Source organism: Microvirga alba (assembly GCF_015694465.1).
Classification (GTDB): Bacteria; Pseudomonadota; Alphaproteobacteria; order Rhizobiales; family Beijerinckiaceae; genus Microvirga; species Microvirga alba.
The window spans coordinates 99,291-115,161 of sequence record NZ_JADQDO010000001.1 but is presented as its reverse complement, the minus strand read 5'-3'; the positions used below and the strand labels follow the sequence as shown (position 1 = coordinate 115,161).

Here is a 15,871-nt window from a genome sequence, read left to right as displayed (position 1 = left end):
AACGATCCGGCTGCAATTTGAGACGGCCGGACGATAATCTTTCCAAAGCGCAAAGCCAGTGGTAGATATGCATGGTTTTTATTGCGTGGATGCAAACGCGTGGCGAAGCAGCAGCAACAGCATCTCGACTGGGATGATTTCCGCCTGGTGAAAGTGATCGCCGAGGCGAACGGTCTCGCGGGCGCGGCCGATCGTCTCGGGGTCAATCATTCAACGGTCTTCCGGCGGCTCGGCCAGATGGAAGAGGGTCTTGGGGTCAAGCTCTTCGAACGTCATCGAACCGGCTACATCCTGACGCCCGCCGGCGAGGAGATGGCGGCGCTCGCGGAGCAGATGGAGGAGAATGTCACCTCCTTCACCCGCAAGCTTGCCGGGCAAGCTGTCGCACCGGCTGGCGAATTGCGGATCACGACCAACGATACGCTGCTCATTCACCTGCTCACGCCGATTTTTAACCGATTTTTGAAGGCCTGCCCGGAGATGCGGCTGGATGTGGTTCTGGCCAATCAGGCCCTGAACCTGTCGAAGCGCGACGCGGATGTGGCCATCCGGGCAACGGACAACCCGCCGGAAACGCTGGTCGGGCGGCGAGTGGCAACGATTTCCTGGGCGATCTACGGCCGCGCCGTCGATTTTCCGGAGCCTCCGTCCATGGACGCCCCCGAACTCTACGAACGCCCCTGGGTCGCGCTCGGCGACAACCTGGCCTCTCTCAAGGCGGCCCGGTTCGTACAGGATCGCGTTGCGCCGGAATTGATCGCCTATCGGGTCAACACCGTTCTCGGTCTTGCCGAAGCGGTGGAAGCAGGCGTCGGCATCGGCCCCCTTCCCTGTTTCATCGCCGAGGCGAAACCCGGTTTGATCCGCCTGTCGGAGGTCAACCCCGATTTCTCGGCGGGCCTGTGGCTCCTGACGCATCCCGACCTTCGCCAATCGGCGCGCGTGCGCGCGTTCATGGATTTCATGGCGACCGAGATCGGCAAGCAGCGCAAATGGATCGAGGGTGGCGGCAAACGCGCATCCTGAACCGCTTTCGGGTCACGCGATCTCCACCACCACGCGCCCTCTGATCTTGCCATCAACGATCGCGCGGCCTGCTTCCATGACCTGGTTCAGGGTGATGTCCGTCGTCATGGTAGCGAGCTTGTCGAGGTCGAGTTCATTCGCAAGACGCTTCCATGCCTCGAGCCGAAGGGCCTTCGGCGTCATGACGGAATCGACCCCGAGCAGCGCCACGTTGCGCAGAATGAAAGGCGCGACAGTGGCCGGAAGGTCCATGCCGCCCGCGAGGCCGCAAGCCGCGATGGCCCCGGCGTATTTCGTCATGGAGAGGACATTGGCCAGAGTGTGCGACCCGACCGTATCGATGCCTGCCGCCCAGCGCTCCTTGTTGAGGGGGCGGCCGGGGCCTGACAATTCGCTGCGGTCGAGAATCTCCGCAGCGCCGAGGTGCTTCAGGTAATCCGCCTCCTGCCGGCGACCCGTGGAGGCGATCACATGCCACCCCGCCTTGGCGAGGAGAGCCACCCCGACCGAGCCGACGCCGCCCGCCGCGCCGGTCACGATCGCCGCACCGCGATCAGGAGATAAGCCGTGACGCTCGAGCGCCATCAGGCAGAGCATCGCCGTGTATCCTGCCGTGCCGATGGCCATGGCCTGATACGGTGTCAGGCCTCTGGGCAGCGGAATGAGCCAATCCCCTTTGACACGGACCTTTTCCGCGTAGGCGCCAAGATGCGTCTCGCCGAGCCCCCAGCCATCGAGGATGACAGCATCGCCCGGTTTGAACTCGGGATGGGATGAGGTTTCGACCGTTCCGGCGAGATCGACACCGGGAATCATCGGGAAGCGCCGCACGACGGGCGCTTTGCCGGTGAGCGCCAGGCCGTCCTTGTAATTGAGGGTCGAGTGCGACACGCGAACGGTCACATCGCCGTCCATGAGGTCGGCCTCGTCGAACATCCTCAACTCGACATGCTGACCCGCCTCGGTCTTGTCGATGACGACCGCCCTGAACGCGCCCATACCACTCTCCCATCACACCTCGACATTTGTGGCGTGGTCGTCCGTCAGGGCAAGCGCTCCGGCCTCATTCATTCGGCGGACGGTGCCGTCACTCCGCCGGTTGAAGACCCGGGATGCGCTCCACCGGCTCTTCCTTGATCGGAATATTGATCAGCGCCGAAGCGATGCCGAGCCCGACCGAGAGCCACCAGACCAGGGTGTAATTGCCGTAGAGCTCGTAGAGCGCTCCGCCGAGCCAGACTCCGAGAAACCCGCCGACCTGGTGCGAGAAGAACGCAAAGCCGTAGAGCATCGCCATATAGCGCGTGCCGAACATCAGCATGACGAGGGAGGATGTGGGCGGCACTGTCGAGAGCCAGAGGAGGCCGATGGAGATCCCAAAGGCGATGGAGGTGATCGGCGAGGTGGGCAGCAGGATGAACGCTGCAATGGCGACCGAGCGTCCGAGATAAATCCAGGCCAGGAGCCAGCGCTTCGACATGCGGGTGGAGAGCCAGCCGGAGGTGAGCGAGCCGAAGGCATTGGCCAGGCCGATGACGGCGAGCGTCCATCCGCCGATGGCGGCGGAAAGCCCCGCGTCTTTCAGATAGGCCGGCAGATGCGCGGTGATGAAGGCGAGCTGGAAGCCGCAGGTGAAGAAACCGAGCACGAGCAGCACATACGAACGGTGCCGGAACGCTTCCGACAGGGCTTGCGCAATCGACTGGCCCGGCGCGGGAGCCGGCCCGGCCGATGCACCGGACTTCGCCCCCGGCCGCGTGGCGAGAGCGAGCGACAGGGGAAGCACGAGGAGTACGCTTCCGGCGAACACCACGAGCGCCTGATTCCAGCCGATGGAATCGATGAGGATGTTACCGATTGGCGGGAACAGGAACTGCCCGAACGAACCCGCCGCGGTGCCCGCGCCGAAGGCCATCGGCCGCCAATGCTCCGGCAGGAGCTTGCCGAACGCGCCGAGCACCAGATTGAACGAGCACCCGGACAGGCCGAAGCCGATCAGAACGCCAGCCCCAAGCTGAAGCATTCCGGGCGATGTCGCATAGGCCATCACGACAAGGCCCGCCGCATAGAGAATTGCACCGGCGCACAGAACGCGAAACGCCCCGAACCGATCCGCCACCGCTCCCGCGAAGGGTTGCCCGACGCCCCACAGGAGGTTCTGAACGGCGATGGCCAGACCGAACACGTCGCGCCCCCAGCCGTGTTCGATGGTCATCGGGATTTGAAACAGACCCGCCGAGGCCCGAGGCCCGAAGGTGATGAGGGCGATCAGACAGCCGGAAAGGACAATGATTTCCGGCGCGAAGCGGGATCGAACAGGCTGTGCGGACATGATCACGCTCCTTCGGGGCAGAGAAGGCGCACGATAACCCACGCTCAGCGCCTTCAACATTGAATATTTTTCGCATGAGTCATGAGTCGCTTTGATGATTCAAGACCCTCGGCTGGCTTTCGCGCATGCCTCGGCCGACAGGTCGGACGCTCTTCATCGCCACAAAAGCAATGGGCGGCCTCTCGACCGCCCATGACATCACCCGGGATACGGATGCTTCAGATGACCATGAAGTCAGCGACGGTCATCTTGAGGTTCTTCGGCAACATGGCGAAGACGACGGCCTTGCCCGCACCGGAACCGTCGGCATCGTAGGAAAGGGTGCCCTTTGTTTTGTCGTAGACGATGTAGTCGTCCTTATCCTTGGCCTTGTCGCCGATGGTGAAGAACCTCTTGTCCAGCTTCGCCGGGCTTGTGGGCGTACCCTTCTTGCCGAGCTTGGTGAAGATGGCGTTGTCGAGCCAGATCGTGTCGTCCTTGACGTTGAAGTCCGTGACTGTTGGCACGGCCGACTTCGTCGGCTTGGTGTCGAACACGAACACGTCCTTGCCGCTACCGCCCGTCAACACATCCTTGCCACCGCGACCGGAGAGCGTGTCGTTGCCGGCGCCGCCCGAAAGTTTGTTGGCGCCGGAATTGCCGGTGAGGGAGTTGTTCAGTGCATTGCCGGCCATGTTGACGGCAGCAGAACCCGTCGCGATGAATATCTCGATCCCGTCCGGGATCGCGAAGGGGACCGATGCGATAACCGTATCCATCCCGTCGGAATCGATGATCTGATCCGCCGCGTTGTCGACATAGTAGACGTCGTTGCCGGAGCCTCCATTCATCACGTCGGCACCGGGTCCACCATCGATCGTGTCATCACCGGCGTCGCCATTGATCGTGTCGTTTCCAGACCCGCCTTCAAGTTTATTCGGGGCGCTGTTTCCGTTGATCAGGTCATTGCCGAAACCACCGACCGCATTCTCGATCGTGACGCCGTTCGCGATGGTAAAACCGCCCGCGATGCCGGCTTTTTGCGAAATGTATCCGCCTGCATGCGGATCGTTGTTCATCAGCGTCGCGGGTCGCAGATCAATCGTCACGGAAGACAGAGAGCTTACCGCCGTGATCGTGTCGTTGCCCCCCGTATCCCAGATGCAGCTCCAACCGGGCGCTTTCGCTTCACCCCATTCCCCGATCTTCTTGGTTTCCGCCGGAAGCACGTAAACGTCGTTGCCCGGCGCCGCCGTCGTATCGGCCCCGTAAAGCCGCTGCAGAGCCGCGATGTCCAACGCTCCGAGGGTCTTCATGGAGCCCCATGCACCGGTGGGGTGGGCGCTCCCCTGGTAACCGACGTTGACCGACATCGCCGTGAAGGGGGCCTGGTTCTGCCCATCCGGCCCCACGTCGTATCTGTTCTTCAGGCCCGGGAATGAATCGGCCGGGTCATCATAAGGATGCGTCAGGCCGACCGCGACCCCGATCATCTGAAGCATCGTCGTGAAGCCCAATCCACCGGGGTGGATATTGTTGTAGCTTCCCTCGTCGTCGCCATCGCCCTCGAAGGCGTCGAGATAAATCCACGATTGCTTCTGACCGGTCCGGGTGGCCGCATTCTTGTATTCCGGCCGTTCACTATCGCCCCAGACGTTCTGCGGCGGAACCGACGCCAGCCAGCCAACCACATTGGCATTCGTGAGGTTGGAGGCGAGGTCGAACCGGATCCCCGAGACGCGCTCGAATTGATCGACCGCATCCGCGAAAAAGCCCTTCGTATCGTCGTACCAGCTGACCGCCGTCGCCCATTCGTTCGTCGAGCCGCCGTCCGCCAGGTAGGGAACCGGCCCGTCAGGGGACGAATACGCTTTGCTCGGCCCATGGGCCGCGAAGGCCTCGACTCTCTGATAGGGCTGCCCGAACCAAAATTTGATCCAGCCCGAGGACATGTCCCAGACAGGTCCGCCGCCGATCAGCGCGTCGACATAGGCGCTTCCATAACCCGTACCGGCGACATTGCGCAGCCCAGCCATGTTCATTCTCCGAATTTCGTTACGCTGGCCCTTATCTCATATTGTGACGATATACTATGTGTCCTTTGTCACATGAGCGTTGACCACGCTTTGTCCCCAGCGGAACATGGGTTCCTCTCGCGCCGCGGATGGAGCCCACTGAGCCCGGCCGCTTCAAAAGCAAATGGGCGGCCTCTCGACCGCCCATGACGTGACCAGGATAATGGCTGACCTCAGATGACCATGAAGTCGGCTGCGGTCATCTTGAGCTTCTTAGGCAGCGTGGCGAAAGCGACGGCCTTGCCCGCACCCGAACCGTCGGCATCGTAATAGAGGACGCCCTTCTTGTTGTCGTAGACGATGTAGTCGTCCTTATCCTTGGCCTTGTCGCCGATGGTGAAGAACTTCTTGTCGAGCTTCGCCGGGCTCGTGGGCGAGCCCTTCTTGCCGAGCTTCTTGAAGATGGCGTTGTCGAGCCAGATCGTGTCGTCCTTGACGTTGAAGTCGACGATCTTGTCGAGGTTGGCCTTCGCGTTCAGCTTGGTGTCGAACACGAACACGTCCTTGCCGGCGCCGCCGGTCAGGGTGTCGTTGCCGAGGCCGCCGCTGAGCGTGTCGTTGCCGGCCCCGCCGTTGAAGCTGTCCTTGCCGATGCCGCCGACGAATTGGTCATCGCCGGCCGAGCCGACGATATTCTCCGGATCGACGTCAGTGACATTGATCGTGAAGGTCTTCTCGAAGGTGGCCCCCGCCTTGTCCTTCACCTGCACCTTGATCGTGTGCGACTTGGCCTGCTCGTAATCGAGCTTCAAACCGTCGGCGACCACGAGCTTGTTATCCTTGATGCCGAACCGGCCGCCGGCATCGTCAAGAATTGCGTATGTAAAGGCGTCTCCGCTGTTCGGATCGACGGCCGACAGGTCCCCGACAACCGTCCCTGTCTTCTCCGCCTCTCGCACGGTTGAATGGCTCAACGACAGCTGCGTCGGGCTCTCATTGCCCTGCACGATGGTCACGATGGAATCGGTGTTTCGCCCACCGCTGTCGGTGACCGTGATCTTCACCTGACGCTCCTCGCCAACCGCGCGATTCTGGTCCAGGTTCGTATAGGTCAATGCGTGGATCAGTTTCTGAACGAGATTAACGTCGCCCTTTACGCTGTTGTCGCCGAGCACAATAAAGAAGGATGCCTCTGCATCCCGGGCGATCGCGCCGACTTCGATGGCATCGACGAAAACCTTGCTGCCGGCTTTCATCCCATCCGTGATCGTGACACCGTCGCCCATTTGGATCCCGAGTTGATCACGCGCGTCGCTCCCACCGATCACGGCTACTTTGATGACGGATACGACACCGTGACCGCCCTCCACCTCGTCGCTGGAAACGGTTGCATTTCTGTTTGCGTCCAGAAACACGGTCGGCGCGGCGGAGGTCGTCGTGCCCCTGTCGCCGTTCAGTCCCGTGACGACGGGGGCGAAATTCTCAAACGGCGTATTCCTGGCGTCGGTGATCTTGTCGACCCCCTGCTGGAACAATTGCGCGATCTCGGCGTCCGAGAAATTGCCGCCGGTCCAAATCACGTGGTCATGCTGGCTGAAAAAGCCGTCCATCGCCAGCGCGACGTCCTTGCTGGCAGTCGTCACACTAGCGTTATTATCGAACATCAAGATGTGTTCGATCCCGGAGATCGTTTTGCCGGTTAGATCGAACTCTCGACCCCTAAGCTGGAGCGTATCATTGGCGTGTGCTCCCCCCGCGATCGTCATGATGCCCCCGATTTGATGGGCCCCGATGACGATCATCTGACCAGAGAAATCCGCCTCCACCGAGGTTCCCTTGATGATTTCGATATTCTTAAGGGTCTTCAAGGAGTGCAAGTTGAAAAACCCTTGGCCGACAAGGTGAAGCGTATCGATCCCCGCGCCGCCGTCGATCACGTCCTCCGAGCCGATTTCGTCTCCACTTGCGATAAAATCGTCGTTTCCATCAGAGCCGGTGATTTTATCAATACCGAATGTCAGACCCCGCATATGAGCGGGAGCGATAGTGACGCTCACATACGCATAAGCGCCGTCGAAGCCGTCGCCTCCCAGATAAAATCCGATATCCTTCTTGCTTATATAATCAGCTTCAGGCCTTTCGTTGGTATATGCAATCGCGCGGACCAACTCCTGTATAAGACCAGCAGACGCCTTGTCATTGAAATCACATTGAAGTTGCGAATTACCTACGTAAGAGATGACTCCGATATTGACTCCATCTACTGTTATTACACTGTTTTTTTTCACCCCATCCGAGAGTTTAACTTTGTCAGAAACCTGAATATGAATTTTATCGAGCATCTCATCGAAAGCGCCCGAAACTCCGACCGATAAAAACAGATCCTTCGTGCCATCGATCGTAACGGTAGCGTCCGAATTGGCATCCAGCAGGACCGTCCCAGGGCCGGAAAGTCGTGATTGATCCGAAAGGAGGTTAGAAAAAGTGATCGTCATGATAATGCATCCACGCTGAGGCTGGCCGAGAACGATCTCGGAAGAGAGATCCGATCTACCTACATGATATATCATATCTAATAAAGTCGCGCAGTCGGCGCGCCTTGCGCGGGACACTGTCTAAATCACGAAGAAATCCGCCGCCGTGAGTTTGAGCCCCTTGGTCAGCACGGTCACGGTGACGGCCATGCTCTCGCCCCTTCCGTCGGCATCGTAATAGAGCACGCCTTTTTTATTGTCGTAGATGATGCGATCGCCTGCATCATGCGCCTGCTGTCCGACCCAGAAGGCGCTCTTGGCCAGCTTGCCCACTTTCAGCGCCTTGAAGATTCCGTTCTCAAGATGGATGGTATCGTCCCGCACATTGAAGTCTGCGATCTTGTCCCGAGGGGACCGGGCGCTTGGCTTGCTCGCGAACACGAAGACATCCCGCCCCGGCCCACCGACAAGCACATCGCTGCCGGAGCCGCCAATCAACGTATCGTCGCCATCGTTGCCGAAGAGGCGGTCGTCGCCCGAACCGCCCTTGAGGATGTCGTTGCCGGCGAGTCCGCGCAGAACGTCGTCACCGCCGTAGCCAACCAGAAGATTGTCGGCTCCATTGCCGGTCAGGAGATCGTCGCTGGGTCCGCCATAAGCATTCTCGATCGTGACGCCATGGGCGATGGTGTAGCCTCCGCCAACGTCCCACTGACGCGAAGCATATCCACCGGCTGCAGGATCTCCCTCCACGAGGCTCGCCGCCTGGAGATTGATGATAACGCCATTGCGCGCCGAGACGCCGCTGATCGTATCGATTCCGCCTGCGTCCCAGATGCTGGTCCAGCCTGTGCCGACTGTATTCTGAGACGGCAGATCATAGACGTCATCACCGAGAGCCGTTGCTGTATTCACCCCGTAAAGCGCCTGAAGCGCGGCGATGTCGAGAGCTCCCAACCCGCCCTGCTCTCCGTAGGCCGACGACCGGGGCGCCTGGTTCCACCCTGCATTATAGGACATGACCGTCCATAGGCCCTGGTTCAGGCCATCGGCGCCGAGATCGGAGGAAGAGCCTACTCCGGGAAATGCGGTCGCGTCCTCTCGCGTGCCGCCGTCGTGGGGATGGGCCAGGCCCATGCCGTGCCCGAGTTCGTGAATGACGGTGTAAAGACCGTCGCCGCCGACGCTTCGATTGCTCCACGAGAACACAAGGCTCGGGTTGAAATAGCCCCAGATCTGTCGCGCCGCCGGCAATTCGTGCGCGCCGAGAACACCGTTGCCGAGATCGGCCTTCCACCAGACGATGTTGGCGTCCGAGATAGACGAAGCCACCGAGAAGGTCAGCTTGGAGACACTTGCGATGAGCGATGTGGCATAGAGGAAGGTTTGTCTTTCACTCTGGTCCCACGCGATGGCGTCTTCGCTGCTGGACAGATATGCGCTTCCCCCATGCGGCCCGCGCGCGACGTCGAAATCGGCCTTTTGTCCGAAGTAAACCTTGACCGGCCCGCTCGCCACGTCCCACGCGGCTCCGCCCCAGATCAAGGCATCGACATAGGCACTTCCATAACCAGCACCGGGAACAGAAGTTCTTATCGTCGCCATGGCGCCACCAAAGATTGGCCCACCAGCGAAATCGTATCAGCAGTATTATTGTATAATATATCTCTGCTTGCGCTGCAGAATTTAAGGTTGGAAGTTCTATTCGTGAAGAATTTACATTATGAAAATTAGTATATCGACACAATCAATTCATAGGTAACCACTTAGATATTACGTTCCCCAAATGTGCCTGCAGCGAACTTGCCGGCTCTGAGGGAGGTGCGTTCTCAAAGTCGGCCAGACTGAACCGATCCAGCTATCAGGAACGCGGCCTGGCCGCGATCCATGTGAAGGATCGAGAGGCTGGGACGGTCACGTCCCGCTCGCAACGATAGGAGACGCGCCCGCCGACGGCGGACATCGGTTCTTGCCACGCGACACAAAAACCCGATCAGGTTTGACCCGGCCGCAATTTGTAGAAGATGTGCCTTCCGATCACGTCCATTTTTTTCAGGCTCTTTGCCCAGTAGGGACGGACGTAATCCGCGTGGTAGTGCGTCGAGCCACCGACTTCCGCGAGGTAGGTCTTGCCTTCGAGCACATCGCTGGCGATCCGCTTGGCGGATTCCCACGATTCCGGTTCGGTCACGCGCAGCGCCTTCCCCTCGCAAGCGAAGGTGAACTGGCAGGCGAGATGGCGGTGGCGGTTCTGATAGACGACACCGCAGATCGAGGTGGGATAAAGCCCGCTGCGCACGCGGTTCAGAACCACTTGCGCGACGGCGGCCTGTCCGTCGGGGGATTCGCTGCGCGCCTCGAAATAGACCGCCTCGGCGAGGCAACGTTGCTCCTTGCTGAGATTGTCCGGATCGATCAGATCGGCGTAGCGCGGACGCTCCATGTCGTCGTTTTTCGGGACGATGGTGCTGTCCGCTTTTCCATATTGGTCGAGGCGCGACGATTGCAGCGAGACCGGCGCGGCGGCGATCTCGATGGGCGTCGCCTCGATCGGAGCAGGCGTTGCAGATGACAGTGCCACAGCGCGCCTGACCGAGGGCGTTGTGGGGCTTGCCGCCGCGCCCGTCGACCCCGCTGCCGCCGCTACTGGCGATTGGACCGAAGTCGCTTGCCGCGTCGTGGTGAATTCGGGAGCCTGCCAGGGCTCGAAACCCTGCCGGTCCATGTCGGGCCCTTCGACCTTGCCCTCCATAAGAATGGTCGGCGGCAACAGGCGCTCGTCACGCCCGAAGAGCAGCCTGGTTCCGGTGTGACCGATCGCGGAGCGCAGCTCCACCGCGCGACGCGACAGGGTGGAGCGCGGCTCGACCACCGGGTTACCCTTGAGAGAGCGGTTGACTGACGGATACCCGATGCCCGCGTCGATTTTCAGGTCAGATCGCAGCGGCGGGGCGTTCAGGGATATGTCGCCCGGAAGATCGTAGTACGGCACATTGCGAAGGACGTCGCGACCGAGATCGAACTTTTCACCGGCGGACATTGCAATCTGCGGGATGAGCCTGGCCTCGGTCAAAGACGCCACGGGGCTGCGAGCCATGAAGCTGACACCGGAATGCACGTCGTTGCTGGCGGCGGCGGTGAACGAGACCAGCAATCCGGCCGCAAGCGCCCAGGGCGCCACAGTGGCGCAAATCCATCTTACCCGAGACCGACGATACCGACGACGCACGCGACTTCACACCTTGCCAGAACCCGTCTCTGGAGCCCTCGAAGAGAGACTCCGGCCCGGTATGGTTATCGCCGATTAAGGTTGATGGGCGGTTAAGAGGCGCTGCGACGCTCGGCCCTGCGCATGAGAGTGGCCGCCGTATCCGCGTCCGCCGGGAGAAATGTCTCGATGGCAAGCTCCGAAAGGGTGACGTCGATGGGCGTGCCAAACACCGTCGTCGTGCTGATGAAGGTCAGCTGGCCCTCAGCGGTCATGAGTTGGAGCGGCACGATGACAGCCGCATGATCCGGCTTCGCAATCGGTCCACGTGCTGCGCGGTCGGGGGTCGGATAGGCTGACAATTCCGCGATCAGGGCCTCCAGCACCGCATCCGCCGTCACATCGACCTGATGGCGCAGGCGCGCGACCAGGTGGTTGCGCCACTCGGAAAAATTGACGATGCGCCGGGCCATTCCTGCCGGATGCATGCTCAGGCGCAGCACGTTCACGGGTGGCTTCAGCAGGGCCGGATCAACGTCACCGATCAGCGCAAGCAACGCCTCATTCGCCGCGATCAGCGACCAATGCCGATCGACCGCCAGCGCCGGGTAGGGCTCATGTCCTTTCAGCACCAGATCGACCGCATGGCGCGCGCCTTCCAGCGCGGGATCATCCAGCGACCGTTGCGAGAAGACCGGCGCATACCCGGCAGCGACGAGCAGCAGGTTGCGCTCGCGCAACGGGATCTCCAGGCGCTCGGCGAGCAGCAGCACCATGTCGCGGCTGGGCTGCGAGCGGCCGGTTTCGAGAAAGCTCAGATGCTTGGTGGAGATGTCGGCCTCACAGGCGAGGTCGAGCTGGCTCATGCGGCGGCGCTGACGCCATTCGCGCAAATAATCGCCGACAGGTTTGGTCGCAGTGATCATGCGCAGACGATAACCCGACCAGCGGTCATGTTCCAATCACCTCGGAGGTAATCGACTTCGGCCCTCGGGCCGCTGGATCATGAGGGCCAAGGTCGATGGGTGATCCCTCGACCGTGAACCCGAGAGGACCCCGCCATGTCGACCATCCACCCCTCCCCGTTTCTTCGCCAGGCCTTGCTCGCCGACGCCACTACCAGCGCGGCTTGCGGATTGCTGATGCTGCTCGCAAGCAGCCCCTTAAGCGGCATCCTCGGCCTGCCGGAGGCGTTGTTGCGCCTCTCCGGCGCGGCGCTTCTGCCCTATGCCGCGCTCATCGCCTATCTCGGCCTGCGCGAGCAGATGCTCCGCCCCATCGTCTGGGCCGTCGTGATCGGCAACGTGATCTGGGCTGCGGACAGCGCCCTGCTTCTGGTGAGCGGCTGGGTCGAGCCGACGCGCGCGGGCTACGCCTTCGTGATCGCGCAGGCCTTGGTCGTTCTGATGTATGCGGAACTACAGGTCATCGGCCTGCGGCGCTCGACGGTCGCGACCGCCTGAATCGACAAGGCGAGCCTGTCCTCAAAACGGGCTCGCCTTGCAATCGCGAAAATCGTCAGAGGCTGCGTCCGTCGAAGGGGATGCGCGTAAGCTGCGAAAGCTCGACGCCTTCCACGCACCGCACATTGATCGCGATCATATCCTCGCCGTCGGGCCTCTTGCCTTCGCCGAACGGCGCGCCGCCGCAGGTCGAGCAGAACCGATGCCGGATCGCGTGTTTGTTGAAGGTGTAGGTGGAGAGATCATTCTCTCCACGCAGCACGTTCAGCGCCTCACGCGAGACGAAGGTCAGAAGATAGCCCCTCTGGCGACAGATCGAGCAATTGCACTCGACCACCTTTTCGATGTCAGCCTCGACCTCGAAAGCCACTTTGCCACAATGGCATGAGCCTTTGTGCAACATACGTCGCTCCTCTTTAAGCGAGACTTGCGGTTTTCTTTCCGAGTGCGGCTTGTGCGGCGGCGAGTCTGGCAATCGGCACGCGGTAAGGAGAACAAGAGACGTAATCGAGGCCCGCCGTTTCGCAGAACTGGATCGAGGCCGGATCGCCGCCGTGTTCGCCGCAGATGCCGAGCTTGATGTTGCCGCGCGTTTTCTTGCCGCGCTCGGCCGCAATCGTGATCAATTCGCCGACGCCTTCCTGGTCGATGGTGACGAACGGGTCGGCGGGAAGGATGCCCTTCTGCGTATACGCCCCGAGGAACGACGCCGCGTCGTCGCGCGAGATGCCGAGCGCCGTCTGCGTCAGGTCGTTGGTGCCGAACGAGAAGAACTCGGCCGATTGCGCGATGTCGCCGGCGCGCAAAGCGGCGCGCGGCAATTCGATCATCGTGCCGACTTGATACTCGATGGTAACGCCCGCTTCCTTCATCACCGCCGCCGCCATGGCGTCGATGCGCGCTTTCACCAGATCGAGCTCAGCCTTCGTCATGACCAGCGGCACCATGACCTCGGGCACCACCGGCTGGCCGGTCGCCCTGGCTGCTTCCACCGCCGCCTCGAAGATGGCGCGGGCCTGCATCTCGGCGATTTCCGGGTACGCGATGGCGAGGCGCACGCCGCGGAAGCCCAACATCGGGTTGAACTCATGCAGCTCGGTCGCGCGACGCTTGAGCTTCTCGGGCGAGGCGTTCATCGCCTTCGCTACCTCCTGCAACTCCTCTTCCGTATGCGGCAGGAATTCGTGCAGCGGCGGATCGAGCAGACGGATCGTGACCGGCAAGCCGCTCATGATCGTGAAGAGTTCGGCGAAGTCCGCCCGCTGCATCGGCAGGAGCTTGGCCAGAGCCGCGCGGCGGCCCGCCTCGTCGTCGGAGAGGATCATCTCGCGCACCGCGATGATGCGGTCGCTGTCGAAGAACATGTGCTCCGTGCGGCACAAGCCGATGCCTTCCGCGCCAAATGAACGCGCTGTGCGGGCATCGAGCGGCGTCTCCGCGTTGGCGCGCACCTTCATGCGGCGCACCTTGTCGGCCCAGCCCATCAGGGTCGCGAACTCGCCCGACAGTTCCGGCTGCAGCATCTTCACCTGGCCCAGCAGCACCTGCCCGTTGCCGCCATCGACGGTGATGACATCGCCCTTCTTCAGGGTTTGCCCTGCAACGGTCAGAGTCTGCGCCTTGTAGTCGACGCGGATCGAGCCCGCGCCGGAAACGCAGGGCTTGCCCATGCCGCGCGCCACCACGGCCGCGTGCGAAGTCATGCCGCCGCGCGTGGTGAGAATGCCCTCGGCCGCGTGCATGCCGTGAATGTCTTCCGGCGAGGTTTCGACACGCACCAGAATGACCTTGCGGTTCGCCTTCTTCGCCGCTTCAGCGTCGTCGGAGGAAAACACGATCTCGCCGCAGGCAGCACCGGGCGAGGCCGGCAGCCCCGTCGCCAGAACCTTGCGCTCGGCCTTCGGATCGATGGTCGGATGAAGCAGTTGGTCGAGGGCTGCGGGCTCGACGCGCGTCACCGCTTCTTCCTGCGTGATCAATCCCTCGGAGGCGAGCTCCACCGCGATGCGAAGCGCGGCTTTCGCCGTGCGCTTTCCATTGCGGGTCTGGAGCATCCAGAGCTTGCCCTTCTCGACCGTGAATTCCATGTCCTGCATGTCACGGTAATGCTTTTCGAGAATGCCGTAGATGCGCACCAGCTCGTGATACGCGTCCGGCATGGCGCGCTCCATCGAGGGCTTGTTGGAGCCCGACGCGACGCGCGCATTCTCGGTGATGTCCTGCGGCGTGCGGATGCCCGCCACCACGTCCTCTCCTTGGGCGTTGATGAGGAACTCGCCGTACAGTTCCTTCTCGCCGGTCGAAGGATTGCGGGTGAAGGCGACGCCGGTAGCCGAGGTCTCACCCATATTGCCGAACACCATCGCCTGCACGTTCACCGCCGTGCCCCAGCTTGCCGGGATGGCGTGAAGCTCGCGGTACTTGATGGCGCGGTTGTTCATCCAGGAGCCGAACACCGCCCCGATCGCGCCCCACAATTGCTCATGCGGGTCCTGCGGGAAGGGCTTGCCGAGTTCCTTCTCGACGATCGCCTTGTAGTGCGGAATCAGCGCCTTCCAGTCGTCGGCGGACAAATCCGTGTCGAGGGTGTAGCCCTTGCGGTCCTTGTAGGTGTCGAGGGTTTCTTCGAAATGGTGGTGGCCGATGTCGAGCACCACGTTCGAATACATGGTGATGAAGCGGCGGTACGAGTCATAGGCGAAACGCACGTCGCCCGCCCCTTTAGCAACGGCCTCGACCGTCACGTCGTTGAGGCCGAGATTGAGCACCGTGTCCATCATGCCCGGCATCGAGGCTCGCGCGCCCGAGCGCACCGAGACCAAAAGCGGATTGGCCGCGTCGCCGAAGGTGCGGCCCGTCAGACGCCCGACGAAGGTCAGCGCCTTCGCGACCTGATCCTTGAGCTCCTGCGGATAGGCATGGCCGTGATCGTAATAATAGGTGCAGACTTCCGTCGTGATCGTAAAACCGGGCGGAACCGGCAAGCCCAGATTCGACATCTCGGCGAGATTGGCGCCCTTGCCGCCCAGCAGGTTTTTCAGGCCCGCCTCACCCTCAGCCTTGCCGTCACCGAAGGAATACACCCACTGCGTCATCGCTCGACCCTTTGGCTTTTATGCCCGTGCTGCGGCACGGGTGCTGGCTTGAAGCATGCCGAACCAAAACGCAAGCTGAACGGCCAAGGTTCCGTTGTTTTCAAAATGCATTGAATTTCCGGCAAACTAAGGGTTTGTGCCGGTGATCAGGCATTTTCCGGCGATCTCTCGGGCGCGCCGAAGGTGTCTGAGTTTTTTGAGAAATTCACGATGCGCGCGGTTCAAGCGCGGACCGTGCCCCTCCCCCTTGTGGGGAGGGCCGTGGTGGGGGTGAGAGCG

Annotated in this window: 11 protein-coding genes; 2 read left to right on the top strand and 9 right to left on the bottom strand. The window is 61.6% G+C overall.

Annotated elements, in window-relative coordinates; genetic code table 11:
* Window positions 1-99: 99 nt before the first annotated feature.
* The gene (locus tag I2H38_RS00550; protein ID WP_196269858.1) at window positions 100-1,026 is read left to right on the top strand and encodes a LysR family transcriptional regulator; all 927 of its coding nucleotides are present in this window, start codon (window positions 100-102) and stop codon (window positions 1,024-1,026) included.
* A 12-nt stretch (window positions 1,027-1,038) separates the two neighbouring features.
* Here the strand turns inward: I2H38_RS00550 and acuI are convergent, their stop codons facing one another.
* The 7 genes from acuI to I2H38_RS00515 form a co-directional block, all read right to left on the bottom strand.
* Complete coding sequence (gene acuI / locus I2H38_RS00545) at window positions 1,039-2,025, bottom strand: acrylyl-CoA reductase (NADPH) (protein ID WP_196269857.1); 987 nt, start codon at window positions 2,023-2,025, stop codon at window positions 1,039-1,041.
* 88 nt (window positions 2,026-2,113) lie between these two features.
* Entirely contained in the window at window positions 2,114-3,358 is a 1,245-nt protein-coding gene (locus I2H38_RS00540; RefSeq protein ID WP_196269856.1) for an MFS transporter, read from the bottom strand.
* 218 nt (window positions 3,359-3,576) lie between these two features.
* Window positions 3,577-5,373 (bottom strand): M10 family metallopeptidase C-terminal domain-containing protein, encoded by a 1,797-nt coding sequence (locus I2H38_RS21315; RefSeq protein ID WP_196269855.1) that lies wholly within the window; start codon window positions 5,371-5,373, stop codon window positions 3,577-3,579.
* 212 nt (window positions 5,374-5,585) lie between these two features.
* Window positions 5,586-7,409 carry a cadherin domain-containing protein gene (locus tag I2H38_RS21310; RefSeq protein ID WP_196269854.1) on the bottom strand — a complete coding sequence of 608 codons (1,824 nt, stop codon included), beginning with the start codon at window positions 7,407-7,409 and terminating at the stop codon, window positions 5,586-5,588.
* A gap of 558 nt (window positions 7,410-7,967) precedes the next feature.
* The gene (locus I2H38_RS21185) at window positions 7,968-9,431 is read right to left on the bottom strand and encodes a M10 family metallopeptidase C-terminal domain-containing protein (RefSeq protein WP_267875930.1); all 1,464 of its coding nucleotides are present in this window, start codon (window positions 9,429-9,431) and stop codon (window positions 7,968-7,970) included.
* A 388-nt stretch (window positions 9,432-9,819) separates the two neighbouring features.
* Window positions 9,820-11,007: a cell wall hydrolase gene (locus tag I2H38_RS00520; RefSeq protein WP_324617317.1), complete on the bottom strand. Its 1,188-nt coding sequence runs from the start codon at window positions 11,005-11,007 to the stop codon at window positions 9,820-9,822.
* A 140-nt stretch (window positions 11,008-11,147) separates the two neighbouring features.
* Window positions 11,148-11,960, bottom strand: coding sequence for a helix-turn-helix domain-containing protein (locus I2H38_RS00515; protein ID WP_196269852.1), 813 nt, complete (start codon window positions 11,958-11,960; stop codon window positions 11,148-11,150).
* A 135-nt stretch (window positions 11,961-12,095) separates the two neighbouring features.
* Between I2H38_RS00515 and I2H38_RS00510 the strand changes: the two genes are divergently transcribed.
* Window positions 12,096-12,497 carry a hypothetical protein gene (locus tag I2H38_RS00510; RefSeq protein WP_196269851.1) on the top strand — a complete coding sequence of 134 codons (402 nt, stop codon included), beginning with the start codon at window positions 12,096-12,098 and terminating at the stop codon, window positions 12,495-12,497.
* Window positions 12,498-12,552: 55 nt separating this feature from the next.
* Here I2H38_RS00510 and I2H38_RS00505 read toward each other — a convergent pair whose 3' ends face one another.
* Both I2H38_RS00505 and ppdK read right to left on the bottom strand, forming a co-directional pair.
* Window positions 12,553-12,900 carry a GFA family protein gene (locus I2H38_RS00505; protein WP_196269850.1) on the bottom strand — a complete coding sequence of 116 codons (348 nt, stop codon included), beginning with the start codon at window positions 12,898-12,900 and terminating at the stop codon, window positions 12,553-12,555.
* Window positions 12,901-12,913: 13 nt separating this feature from the next.
* Window positions 12,914-15,592, bottom strand: a complete 2,679-nt coding sequence (ppdK, locus tag I2H38_RS00500; RefSeq protein ID WP_196269849.1) for a pyruvate, phosphate dikinase — start codon at window positions 15,590-15,592, stop codon at window positions 12,914-12,916.
* Window positions 15,593-15,871: the final 279 nt, after the last annotated feature.

Excerpts from the sequence above, each read along its gene's own strand:
- acuI (WP_196269857.1), bottom strand. The coding sequence starts at position 2,025 with ATGGGCGCGTTCAGGGCGGTCGTCATCGACAAGACCGAGGCGGGTCAG.
- I2H38_RS00540 (WP_196269856.1), bottom strand. The coding sequence starts at position 3,358 with ATGTCCGCACAGCCTGTTCGATCCCGCTTCGCGCCGGAAATCATTGTC.
- I2H38_RS21315 (WP_196269855.1), bottom strand. The coding sequence starts at position 5,373 with ATGGCTGGGCTGCGCAATGTCGCCGGTACGGGTTATGGAAGCGCCTAT.
- I2H38_RS21185 (WP_267875930.1), bottom strand. The coding sequence starts at position 9,431 with ATGGCGACGATAAGAACTTCTGTTCCCGGTGCTGGTTATGGAAGTGCC.
- I2H38_RS00515 (WP_196269852.1), bottom strand. The coding sequence starts at position 11,960 with ATGATCACTGCGACCAAACCTGTCGGCGATTATTTGCGCGAATGGCGT.
- I2H38_RS00510 (WP_196269851.1), top strand. The coding sequence starts at position 12,096 with ATGTCGACCATCCACCCCTCCCCGTTTCTTCGCCAGGCCTTGCTCGCC.
- I2H38_RS00505 (WP_196269850.1), bottom strand. The coding sequence starts at position 12,900 with ATGTTGCACAAAGGCTCATGCCATTGTGGCAAAGTGGCTTTCGAGGTC.
- ppdK (WP_196269849.1), bottom strand. The coding sequence starts at position 15,592 with ATGACGCAGTGGGTGTATTCCTTCGGTGACGGCAAGGCTGAGGGTGAG.